Raw genomic sequence first — 10,860 nt, 5'->3', positions numbered from 1 at the left:
TTATACCAGTCGGGTTGTGTGCCACGCCGCTTTATCGGTGACGGTGTGATACGGTGCGCGATTCAGTTCATAAGCCATGGTCATGGCATCCAGCATGGTCCAGAGAATATCCAGCTTAAATTGCAAGATTTCCAGCATGCGGTTCTGCTGTTCAGCGGTGGTAAAGACTTCCAGCGCCAACGCCAGACCGTGCTCAACGTCGCGGTTAGCCTGGCTCAGACGGCTACGGAAATAGAAGTAGCCCTCTTCTTTGATCCACGGATAGTGCTGTGGCCAGCTATCGAGACGCGACTGGTGGATCTGTGGCGCAAACAGTTCAGTTAAAGAGCTGCATGCCGCTTCCTGCCAGTTCGCCCGACGGGCAAAGTTCACATAGGCATCTACCGCGAAGCGTACGCCCGGCAACACATGTTTTTCCGACAGCAGGTCTTCACGATCGATCCCCACTGCTTCACCCAGACGCAGCCAGGCTTCAATGCCGCCCTCCTGACCGTTATTTCCATCATGGTCAAGAATACGCTGTACCCACTTCCGACGGACTTCCGGGTGCGCGCAGTTCGCCATGATCGCCGCATCTTTCAACGGGATATTGGTCTGGTAGTAGAAACGGTTGGCTACCCAACCACGGATCTGTTCCGGCGTCGCGTTACCCTGATGCATCGCAATATGATACGGGTGATGAATATGATAATAGGCGCCTTTAGCGCGTAATGCCTCTTCAAAGGCTGCGGGGCTTAAAGCCTCAGTGATCGCCATAATTTAGTCCTGCAGGTGGATCGCCATACCGTCCCAGCTCACTTCAATACCCTGTTGTTTCAGGTACTGGCGCTGCGGCGATTGCTCGTTAAGGATGGGGTTGGTGTTGTTGATGTGAATCAGGATCTTGCGCTTCGCTGGCAGCTTACCAAGCAGTGCCATCAGCCCTTTTTCTTCAGCCAGCGCCAAATGGCCCATGGCTTTACCGGTGTTTTTGCCTACGCCGGTTGTCAGCAGTTCATCATCCTGCCAGACGGTACCGTCGATCAGCAGGCAGTCGGCACGCTGAAGCCACGGCATAATCACATCATCGGGTTCGCCCAACCCGGGGGCGTATAACAGCGTCTGGCCGTTGGCGGTGTTTTCGATAAACAGTGCCACGTTATGGCCCGGCAGCGGACGGTCGCGGAACGGCGAGTAAGGCGGCGCGTTACTGAGAATCGGGATAGCCGTAAATTGCAGATCGCGGCACACGTCGACGCGAAAAGGGGCCAGCGGGGTCAGCGGATGATGCTGTAAACCGCCATTCCAGTGCTGCAACATGGTGAAAATCGGGAAGCCGGTGGTGAGGTCGTCATGCACTTCTTTGGTACACCACACCTGGTGTGGGCAACCTTCACGCAGGCTCAACAGGCCGGTGGTATGGTCAATTTGACTGTCAGTCAGAATGATTGCGCCAATATTGGTGCCACGCAGCACTTCGGTTTTATTCAACTCTGGCGTATGCGCAATCTGTTGGCTGATGTCGGGTGAGGCGTTACACAGCACCCACGTTTTACCATCATCACTGATGATAATTGAAGACTGAGTACGCGCGCTGGCCTGAATCGTGCCCTGACGTAAACCGGCACAATTGGCGCAATTGCAGTTCCACTGGGGAAAACCACCCCCTGCGGCGGAACCGAGGACTTTTATAAACATGAAGAGGAACCTGGTGGGAAACAAAATGCCCGCACGAAGGCGGGCATAAACATCAACGGTTGGAGATGTACAGAGTCACTTCCAGGCCCAGACGCAAATCAACGAATTCAGGTTTTTTCCACATAATATTCTTCCTCAAGAGTCATTAAACACACACTAATCCAATGGGGATTATCGAACCAGATGAAACTACCCATCCAGTTTATCGATTTAGCGCGAGAGAATGTTGCGCCAATGTGCGGTTGAGATCAAGTTGTTATGAACAGGTAATCATAACTAACGTAACAACTGGTTCATAATTCGCTGCCAATTTCGCCAGGCTAACTTCTCTAACGTCTGCTGATCATAGCCTGCGGCACGCAGTTGCGTGAACAGGCGCGGCAGGCCACTAACGTCACCTAAGTCATTGGGAACAGAGATACCATCAAAATCTGAACCCAGCGCAACGTGCTCTTCCCCAGCGACATCAATCAGATGATCGATGTGCTGGACGATGACCTCAAGCGGCGTGTCACTATTGCGTTGCCCATCCGCGCGTAAGAAAGCGTTACCAAAATTAACACCTACTATACCTTTGCTGGCGCGGATGGCCCGAAGCTGTTCATCGGTCAGATTGCGCGGCTGTGCGCACAGAGCATGTGCATTTGAGTGCGTGGCAACCAACGGTTGTGTCGTGAGTCGCGCCGTGTCCCAAAACGCCTTTTCATTCATGTGCGAGGCATCAATGACCATGCCTGATTCCGCCGCCTGTTGGATCAACCGTTCACCCGCGGGCGTTAAACCCGGTCCCGTATCGGGCGAGCCGGGAAACGATCCGCTGATGCCGGTGCCAAAACGGTTCGGCAAATTCCAGAATGGACCGATGCTGCGCACCCCGGCTTGATAAAACGCTTGCAGCCCCTCGCCTTGTTCATCCAGAGCATCTGCGCCTTCAATGTGGGCAACGGCGGCGATCACGCCCTGTTCACGACAGGCGGCAATCTCCTCGCCTGTCCGGCACAACCGCATCTTTCCTGCGCTAGCGTCAATCAGCTGTTGCAGGATATCAAACTGCTCCCACATCACACTCAGGGGATCGTAAGGCAGCTTTGCCCGCTCCGGCAGCATTTGTGCCAGTCGGTCAGGCGGCAAGACGAAAATGGCAAACATCCCACCTGTAAAACCGCCGCTACGCATGCGGTCATAGTCAAGGTGTCCGTTTGGGATGCCATTGAAAAAGGCTTCCGCTGGCGCGTCACGGTGATACATCCACAAACGCAACAACAGGTCGTTGTGACCGTCAAATACCGGTAATGTACTCATGATTTTCCTGCAAAAATGGCATTTCTCTTATGCTAACACCAATAGTTCACTGCTGCTTAACCTCAAACCCCTGCCAGAATGTCACTTTCACATTCAGCGGTTGGCTAATCAGCCCATGTTGCTGATAAAAATCGGCGGTGGCTTGCTGTTGTTCAATCGTCCCGCTATCGATGCTCTGCCAGTGAGACTGTCGCCGGGTAAAGGCTTTTTTCGCCGCATCGGCGGGGAAGCCAATGATTTTTGCCAGCGTTTGCGAGTAGGCATCGGCATGGCTATTGGCCCAGCGATCTGCGGCGGCGAGACGATTAACGTAATCCTGTAAGGCCGCACGCTTAGCCTCATCTTTTAATGCGCTGTCGGTCACGGCAAGGAAACTGTTACCGGTTGCTAACCCAGTGCCCGGAACTAATACGCGCCCGCTGTGAGTGGTTTCCACCAGGGCGGTATACGGGTCCCACGTTGCCCAGGCGTCGACATCCCCTTTGGCCAATGCCAGACGCGCATCCGCAGGTGTCAGAAAACGCCAGCTGACTTCACTGTCTTTCACACCTGCCTGTTGCAGTGCTTTCAACGCGACAAAATGTCCAATCGATCCCCGTCCGGTGGCAATACGTTTTCCCTTCAGGTCTGCGGCGGTTTTCAGCGGTGAATCGCTGTTAACCACCACAGCCGTGCCATAGGGCGCTGATTTGCTCACCGCAACCGCTTTAACCGGTGAACCGGCCGCGAGAGAAAATAACAGTGGCGCATCGCCAATAATCCCGGCATCCACTGCCCCGGCATTCAGGGCTTCAGCCAGCGGCGCAGCCGCCGGAAACTCAGCCCACTCAATGTGGTAAGGCAAATTTTGCAGCTGCTGTGCGGCTTCCAGTTCAGCGCGCATATTTCCCTTTTGGTCGGCAATACGCAGCGTGACCTCTGCTGCATGGGCGTGGGCCGTCAGTAACAGGCTAAGAGCTAAAAAACGCGATAATTTCATGGGGTTTCCCTGCGTGATGTGTGGTGCCAGAGTAAACCGCCGGGCAGAAATCGTTGTTGCCGATTCCGCATGAGCAATGCCAGTTGGCAGCTAAAGGTGTCACTTATGCAGGATGGATTGTCAGTTTTGCAGGCGCGACGGCGTGAACAGACGCGCCACAATAGGAAAAAACACAGGAGAATCGCCATGCTGACCCAACCAGAAAACAAATATCGCCCTTTCCCCACGGTCAACCTGCCTGACCGCCAGTGGCCCGCGCAGACGCTGAGCAAAGCCCCCCGTTGGCTCTCGACAGACCTGCGCGATGGCAACCAGTCACTGGCGGAGCCGATGGATGCGGCACGTAAACTTGAGTTCTGGTCACTGCTGCTGGCGTGCGGTTTTAAAGAGATTGAGGTGGCGTTCCCATCCGCCTCAGAGACGGATTTTCGCTTTGTGCGTGATTTAATCGAACAACAGCGCATCCCGGAAGATGTCACCATCCAGGTGCTGACCCAGGCGAGGAGCGATCTGATTGAGCGCACGTTTGCCGCGTTAGAAGGCGTGCCTCGCGCTATTCTCCATCTCTACAATGCCACGGCGCCGCTGTTCCGCGAGCGCGTGTTCCGCCAAAGCAAAGCCGAAATTATTGAGCTAGCAACGCGTGCGGCACGGGAGATCCGCAGCGGCTGTGAGCAGAACCCAGCAACGGCCTGGACATTTGAGTACTCACCGGAGACGTTTTGCTTTACCGAACCCGAATTTGCGCTGGAAATTTGCGAGGCCGTGGCAGAAGTCTGGCAGCCCTGTCCCGAACGCCCGATGATCATCAACTTACCGGCGACGGTAGAGGTGAACACCCCTAACGTCTATGCCGATCAGATTGAGTATTTCTGCCGCCACTTTAGCCGCCGCCAGGCGGTGTGCATCAGTGTTCATCCCCATAACGATCGCGGGACTGGCATCGCTTGTGCCGAGCTGGCATTACTCGCCGGGGCTGACCGGGTTGAGGGCTGCTTGTTGGGCAACGGTGAGCGCACCGGAAACGTCGACCTGATTACCCTCGCCTTAAATCTCTATACCCAGGGTATCGCGCCGGGATTAGATTTCAGCGAGATGAAACAGGTGATTGAGGTGGTGACGCGCTGTAATCAATTGCCGGTGCATCCGCGTCATCCTTATGCCGGTGAATTGGTGTTCACAGCTTTTTCCGGTTCACATCAGGATGCGATCAAAAAAGGCTTTGCTATCCGCCAGCAGCAGCAGGAAACCCTGTGGCAGATGCCTTACCTGCCGCTCGATCCGGCGGATATTGGCTGTAGCTATGAGGCGGTGATCCGCGTGAACAGTCAGTCAGGGAAGAGTGGCGCGGCCTGGCTGCTGGAGCAAAATCACGGTTTGCAACTGCCGCGCGGATTGCAGCAAGACTTTAGCCAGCGGGTACAGCGCGAAACCGACCGGCACGGGAAAGAGATGACCCAGCACAGTTTGTGGCAACTGTTCTGCCATAGCTACGGCACGGACACCCCGCTGCTGCAACTGGAACAGGCAGAGAGCCACAGTGGCCAGGGGGAGCAAACGCAGCTGCGCGCTAGCGTACGCAAGCAGAATCAGGTGCTGCGTTTACAGGGCAATGGCAATGGGTTGCTCTCCGCTGCAACGCACGCGTTACGCCAGTCGTTGGGGGTGGTGGTGAGTATTGAGGACTACCACGAACATACGCTGGGCAAACGCAGTGATAGTCGTTCAGTGGCTTACGTTAGCTGCCTGAATGCTCAGGGTGAGCGCAGTTGGGGCGTGGCGATTGATAATGATGTGGCGCGCGCTTCGTTGCAGGCGTTGCTTAACGCGGCAGCCGCTACGATCCCGCTGGAAAATACTCCGCCGGTGACACACCCAGCAAACGACGAAACATCGCGCTAAAGGCACTCGGGCTTTCATAACCGAGATCAAGGGCGACACGTAACACCGAGTCGCCCTGTGCCAGCCGCGTCAATGCAATCACCAGTCGCGCCTGGCGCACCCAGTCACTGAAATGCAGCCCGGTTTCGCGCATAAAGTGGCGTGCCAGCGTGCGCTCTGCCACATTCAACAGCGCTGCGGCACGGGCCAGCGTCCAGCTCTCCCCTGGCGCTTGCTGGATCTGTTCACACAGGCGTAGCAGTCGTTCAGACGTTGCACCTGGCAGGGCAAAAGGCAGGACATCCAGGCCGCGCAGTTCATCAAGAATTAATTCGTAAATCCGCTCTTCTCGCGTGCCGGGTTGGTAACTTTCTGCCAGCGTCAGTGCGCTCACAATCAGTTCACGCAGCAGCGGGGAAATCTGTACCACCTGACAACTGGCGGGCAGATCCGCGCGTGCGAGTGGATCGATAAACAGCGTGCGGGCCGCAACGCGCCCGGTGATGTGCAAAGCATGGCGAGTAAATGCAGGTAACCAGACGCCACGACTGGGCGGCACAATCCAGCTTCCCTGCGCGGTATCCACGCGCACCACGCCGCTTAACGTATGAATGAGCTGCGCGCAGTGGTGAAAATGCCAGGGTTCACCTTCCCCGTGCTGATAATCATGTGCATAGGGAACCAGCGGACGGTGGGTAAAATCAAACTGTAGCTGCGCGCTCATCTTTGGTTACGCTGTCACTTTTTCAGGTATTGATGAATGACGGCAAGATCCTGCTGGCCGAAGCCCGCATCTACCGCATCCTGCCAGACATTGACAATGTTTGGTAACGCAGGCAGTGAAGTCTGACCTTCTGCGGCTTCCAGCGCCAGGCGCGCATCTTTCAACGCCCAGATCAGATGCATTTGCGGCGTGAAATCTTCGCTGGCCATCATGCCCAGCTTGGCTTTGGCGTATGGTGCAGCCAGTGGGCCACCCTCAATCACTTGCCACAGGTCATCCGGTGTGAAACCAAACTGCTCGGCCAGACGCGTGCTTTCCGCCAGGCTTTGCACCATACCGATCAACCAACTGTTCACCACCAGTTTCATGCGTGAACTGGCCCCGGCCTCACCCAGCCAGCGCGTGCCTTTGCTAATAGCCGCAAACACCTGCTCAGCCGCCTGCGCTTTGCTCTGATCGCCGCTGGCGATCACCAGAATCTGTGCATTCTCAGCCGGGGCTTTGGTCCCGGAGACCGGCGCATCGATAAAGATCACATCGCTACGCTGTGCGGCGAAATAGCCGATCAGTGCATCGGTTTTCTCAACCCCAATCGTGCCCATCTGACACACAGTTGCACCGGATTTCAGTGTCTCACTGACATCATGTAGCACCTGTTCGGTGGTTTCGCCGTCAGACAGCATGGTCAGCACCACATCTGCGCCCTGCACCGCCTGTTGCGCGCTGTCTGCCAACTGCAAGCCGTGGTCTAACAGGTCTTCGCCGCGTGATTTGGTGCGGTTCCAGCCCTGCACAACAAAATCATTTTTCAACAGATTGGCGGCAAAAGCGTGCCCCATCGCGCCTAAGCCCAGCACAGCCACTACGGGTTTACTCATCGTATGTCCCTCTATTTATTCATCTTTGATTGTCTTTCAGACTACATCAGATTGTCATCACGCAGCAGGCACTGTGTGGCATTAATGACAGAAAACCGTAAGGGAATATGTTGATTAATCGTTTTCCCGCCAGAACAAAAGCGTTTAACATAAGACCCACTCCACACGTAGACAACTAATTTACTTAACTTTTTTACGGTCTTTCACCATGAAAATTGCCTTATTACGCCAGGCACCGCTCTCCATGCTGCTGTTGCCAGTGGTGTTGCCACTGCCGCTGTATGCCGCCGATGCCAGCAACACAATGGTCGTTTCTGCCGCCCCTGCCGCCAGCGGTTTATCCGAACTGGATACACCCGCCGCTGTGAGCGTGGTGAGCGGTGATGATATGCGTCAGGCGGCTCCACGCGTCAATCTCTCCGAGAATCTCAGCAGTGTACCGGGCTTGCAAATCGAGAACCGTCAGAACTACGCGCAAGATTTGCAGCTGTCGGTGCGTGGTTTTGGTTCCCGCTCGACGTTTGGCGTGCGCGGTATCCGCATTTATGTCGATGGTATTCCGGCCACCATGCCTGATGGTCAGGGACAGACGTCTAACGTTGATATCGGCTCTATCGATCATATTGAAGTGCTGCGCGGCCCGTTCTCTGCGCTGTATGGCAACTCGTCCGGTGGGGTGATCAATATCGATACCCAAACCGGCCAACAGCCCACCACGTTAGAGGCCGGAACCTGGTTTGGTAGCTACGGCAGTTGGCGTAACAGTTTGAAGGTCAGCGGCGCGACGGGCGATGGCACCCATGCTGGCGATGTAAACTACACCGTGTCGACTTCACGCTTCACCACCCATGGCTATCGCGACCACAGCGGCGCTGAGAAGAACCTTGCCAACGCAAAACTCGGCGTACGCCTGGATGATGCCAGTACCCTGACGCTGTTGTTCAACAGCGTGCACGTGAAGGCTGATGACCCAGGTGGCTTAACGCCCGATATGTGGCGCGCTGACCCGCATCAGGTTGCCAGCAACGTCAGTATCTACAATGCGCGCAAGACGGTTGATCAGACTCAGGCCGGGCTGCACTACGTGCGACAAATGGGCGAGAATGATGACCTGAGCGTCATGATGTACGCCGGTATCCGTGAAACCACGCAATATCAGTCACTGCCCGCTTCCTCACAGAGCAGCGCAGCGCACCCCGGCGGCGTGATTGATTTGACCCGTCACTATCAGGGTATTGATACACGCTGGACGCACCGCGACACCCTGTTCTCGATTCCGGTCAGTTTCACTGGCGGCGTTGACTACGAAACCATGATGGAACGCCGCAAGGGCTACCTCAATTTCAGTAACAACGGGACCAGCACCGATTATGGTGTCATGGGCGATATGCGTCGTAACGAACGCAACCTGATGTGGAACCTTGATCCGTATCTGCAAACCAGTTGGCAGCTTACCAACAAGCTGTCACTGGATGCCGGTCTGCGTTATAGCTCGGTTTATTTCGACTCCAACGATTATTACATCACCACCGGAAACGGCGACGACAGCGGTAGCACCAGCTATCACCGTTGGCTGCCAGCGGCGGCGCTGAAATATGCGTTTGATGACAGTTGGAATGCCTACCTTTCTGCCGGTCGTGGCTTCGAAACGCCAACCATCAATGAGCTGGCCTACCGCTCTGGCGGCGTATCTGGCCTGAATATCAATCTGAAACCTGCCACCAGTGACACCATTGAACTGGGCACCAAAAAACGCATTGGCAATGGCCTGATTTCTGCGGCGGTGTTCCAGACCGATACACAAAATGAAATTGTCACCGATACCAGCAGCAACGGGCGATCGACTTACAAGAATGCTGGCCAAACCCGTCGTCGTGGTCTCGAATTGGGACTGGATCAGCAGTTTGCCTATGACTGGCGTTTGAAAGCCGCCTGGACATTGCTGGATGCACGTTACCGCACCAATGCTTGTGGCACCGCTAACTGTGATGGCAACCGTATTCCAGGTATTGCGCGCAGCATGGCGTATGCCGGTCTGGAATATGCCCCGGAACAGGGCTGGTACGGTGGTGCAGAGATTCGCTACATGAGCGATATCGCCGCCAATGACGCCAACAGCGTGAAAGCACCGGCTTACAGCATCACCTCGCTGAATACCGGTTACAAATGGCTGTTGAGCAACTGGACGCTGGATATGTTCGGTCGCGTCGATAACCTGTTTGATCGCAACTACATCGGTTCTGTTATCGTCAATGAGAGCAACAGCCGCTATTACGAGCCAGCGCCTGGCCGCAACTACAGCGTGGGCCTGACCGTAACGTACGCCTTCCAGTAATAAAAAACCCCGGCACAGTAGACTGTGTCGGGGTTTTCACTTCGTAATATCGGGTTAGCCCAGCAGTGCAATCACCTCGGCTGTGGTGCCGGTTTCACCAAGACGTGGGAAAATACGCTTGATGCTGTTCTCGTGGGTTTCGAGGTTCAGGTCAGTCATCGCATCTACGGCCAACGTGACGTTGTAACCTAATTCATAAGCCTGACGGGCGGTAGACTCTACCCCGATGCTGGTTGCAATACCGCAGATCACCACCTGGGTGATGCCGCGTTGTTGCAGCTCTTCATGCAGTGCGGTCTGGTTGAATGCACCCCAGCTATGTTTGGTAATGGTCAGATCGCCTGATTGTGGTGCCACTTCGTCGACTAAGGTTGCCCAGTCCGCAGGTAGTTCACCCGCATGGCGCGCCTGTTCGTTACGGCCTGGCGCACCGCCAGCCACATTCACTAATACCACCGGCAGGTTTTTGCTGCGGAATGCGGCGATCAGTGAGGTGCTAAGGGCAATCACCGGTTTTGGATCGTGAACCACCGGCAGGCGGATAATACCGTGTTGCAGGTCAATGACGATCAGCGCGGTTTTTGCATCAAGTGTGGTTACGGCCATGGAAACTCCTTAAAGATTATTGATCGGCGATACGTTGCAGTAGAGGGATCGCGGCAAGTAGCGTTTGGCGCTCTTCAGCACTGAATGTTTGTTCCATCACCTGTAGCAACCAGTCATCACGCATTGCGCGATTTTCATCGATCAGCGCCAGACAAGAGGCGGTTGGGACATAGCGGGTTTTTCTGCCATCCCCCGGCACACTCTCCGCCTTCACCATGCCTGCACCTGACAGGCTGGCGACCGTCGCCCCCATTGACTGGCTGCGCACACCTTCGGCTTTTGCCAATTCGGTAATCGTCATGCCGCCATTGCGGACCAGATGACCCAGTACGGACACCTGGGACCAGGTGAGATCGGCCGGTGGGGCCGACTCGCGTAGGCGACGGCTCAGTTTGCCGGAGATCATCCGCAGCGCGACGGCGGCGTTACTTAAATCACTCATTGCTCGCTCCTTACTGCTGTGCGGGCAGTATATAGA

Annotated in this window: 11 protein-coding genes; 2 read left to right on the top strand and 9 right to left on the bottom strand. The window is 55.5% G+C overall.

Features of this window, described 5'->3' with window-relative positions; all coding sequences use genetic code 11:
- The 5 genes from pqqC to F3J40_RS18680 all read right to left on the bottom strand — a co-directional run bounded on the left by pqqC (window position 1) and on the right by F3J40_RS18680 (window position 3,958).
- On the bottom strand, window positions 1–756 hold the full coding sequence (gene pqqC, locus F3J40_RS18700; protein WP_167016981.1) for a pyrroloquinoline-quinone synthase PqqC: 756 nt from the start codon (window positions 754–756) through the stop codon (window positions 1–3).
- 3 nt (window positions 757–759) lie between these two features.
- A complete protein-coding gene (pqqB, locus tag F3J40_RS18695) occupies window positions 760–1,677 on the bottom strand; it encodes a pyrroloquinoline quinone biosynthesis protein PqqB (protein WP_017346072.1) in 918 nt (305 codons plus the stop codon).
- Window positions 1,678–1,729: 52 nt separating this feature from the next.
- Complete coding sequence (gene pqqA, locus F3J40_RS18690; RefSeq protein WP_010617686.1) at window positions 1,730–1,801, bottom strand: pyrroloquinoline quinone precursor peptide PqqA; 72 nt, start codon at window positions 1,799–1,801, stop codon at window positions 1,730–1,732.
- A 152-nt stretch (window positions 1,802–1,953) separates the two neighbouring features.
- Window positions 1,954–2,979 (bottom strand): dipeptidase, encoded by a 1,026-nt coding sequence (locus tag F3J40_RS18685; RefSeq protein ID WP_167016979.1) that lies wholly within the window; start codon window positions 2,977–2,979, stop codon window positions 1,954–1,956.
- A gap of 46 nt (window positions 2,980–3,025) precedes the next feature.
- Window positions 3,026–3,958, bottom strand: a complete 933-nt coding sequence (locus F3J40_RS18680; protein WP_167016978.1) for an ABC transporter substrate-binding protein — start codon at window positions 3,956–3,958, stop codon at window positions 3,026–3,028.
- Between the two features lie 186 nt (window positions 3,959–4,144).
- Between F3J40_RS18680 and leuA the strand changes: the two genes are divergently transcribed.
- Window positions 4,145–5,860 carry a 2-isopropylmalate synthase gene (leuA, locus tag F3J40_RS18675; RefSeq protein ID WP_167016975.1) on the top strand — a complete coding sequence of 572 codons (1,716 nt, stop codon included), beginning with the start codon at window positions 4,145–4,147 and terminating at the stop codon, window positions 5,858–5,860.
- Here the strand turns inward: leuA and F3J40_RS18670 are convergent.
- Window positions 5,796–6,563 carry an AraC family transcriptional regulator gene (locus F3J40_RS18670; RefSeq protein ID WP_017346076.1) on the bottom strand — a complete coding sequence of 256 codons (768 nt, stop codon included), beginning with the start codon at window positions 6,561–6,563 and terminating at the stop codon, window positions 5,796–5,798. The two genes, leuA and F3J40_RS18670, sit on opposite strands and share 65 nt — an antisense overlap.
- A gap of 14 nt (window positions 6,564–6,577) precedes the next feature.
- On the bottom strand, window positions 6,578–7,441 hold the full coding sequence (locus F3J40_RS18665; RefSeq protein ID WP_167016973.1) for an NAD(P)-dependent oxidoreductase: 864 nt from the start codon (window positions 7,439–7,441) through the stop codon (window positions 6,578–6,580).
- 208 nt (window positions 7,442–7,649) lie between these two features.
- On the opposite strand from F3J40_RS18665, the gene pqqU reads away from it, so the two are divergent.
- The gene (gene pqqU / locus F3J40_RS18660) at window positions 7,650–9,776 is read left to right on the top strand and encodes a TonB-dependent receptor PqqU (protein ID WP_205297434.1); all 2,127 of its coding nucleotides are present in this window, start codon (window positions 7,650–7,652) and stop codon (window positions 9,774–9,776) included.
- Window positions 9,777–9,830: 54 nt separating this feature from the next.
- On the opposite strand, the gene F3J40_RS18655 is transcribed toward pqqU, so the two are convergent.
- On the bottom strand, window positions 9,831–10,382 hold the full coding sequence (locus tag F3J40_RS18655; protein ID WP_167016971.1) for an isochorismatase family protein: 552 nt from the start codon (window positions 10,380–10,382) through the stop codon (window positions 9,831–9,833).
- Window positions 10,383–10,398: 16 nt separating this feature from the next.
- Window positions 10,399–10,824: a MarR family winged helix-turn-helix transcriptional regulator gene (locus tag F3J40_RS18650; protein ID WP_167016969.1), complete on the bottom strand. Its 426-nt coding sequence runs from the start codon at window positions 10,822–10,824 to the stop codon at window positions 10,399–10,401.
- Between the last annotated feature and the right edge of the window lie 36 nt (window positions 10,825–10,860).

This window comes from Candidatus Pantoea multigeneris (assembly GCF_011752615.1).
Taxonomy (GTDB): Bacteria; Pseudomonadota; Gammaproteobacteria; order Enterobacterales; family Enterobacteriaceae; genus Pantoea; species Pantoea multigeneris.
The sequence above is the reverse complement of the archived record's forward strand: the minus strand, read 5'-3'. Positions and strand labels throughout refer to the sequence as shown.

Excerpts from the sequence above, each read along its gene's own strand:
- pqqC (WP_167016981.1), bottom strand. The coding sequence starts at position 756 with ATGGCGATCACTGAGGCTTTAAGCCCCGCAGCCTTTGAAGAGGCATTA.
- pqqB (WP_017346072.1), bottom strand. The coding sequence starts at position 1,677 with ATGTTTATAAAAGTCCTCGGTTCCGCCGCAGGGGGTGGTTTTCCCCAG.
- F3J40_RS18685 (WP_167016979.1), bottom strand. The coding sequence starts at position 2,979 with ATGAGTACATTACCGGTATTTGACGGTCACAACGACCTGTTGTTGCGT.
- F3J40_RS18680 (WP_167016978.1), bottom strand. The coding sequence starts at position 3,958 with ATGAAATTATCGCGTTTTTTAGCTCTTAGCCTGTTACTGACGGCCCAC.
- leuA (WP_167016975.1), top strand. The coding sequence starts at position 4,145 with ATGCTGACCCAACCAGAAAACAAATATCGCCCTTTCCCCACGGTCAAC.
- F3J40_RS18670 (WP_017346076.1), bottom strand. The coding sequence starts at position 6,563 with ATGAGCGCGCAGCTACAGTTTGATTTTACCCACCGTCCGCTGGTTCCC.
- F3J40_RS18665 (WP_167016973.1), bottom strand. The coding sequence starts at position 7,441 with ATGAGTAAACCCGTAGTGGCTGTGCTGGGCTTAGGCGCGATGGGGCAC.
- pqqU (WP_205297434.1), top strand. The coding sequence starts at position 7,650 with ATGAAAATTGCCTTATTACGCCAGGCACCGCTCTCCATGCTGCTGTTG.
- F3J40_RS18655 (WP_167016971.1), bottom strand. The coding sequence starts at position 10,382 with ATGGCCGTAACCACACTTGATGCAAAAACCGCGCTGATCGTCATTGAC.
- F3J40_RS18650 (WP_167016969.1), bottom strand. The coding sequence starts at position 10,824 with ATGAGTGATTTAAGTAACGCCGCCGTCGCGCTGCGGATGATCTCCGGC.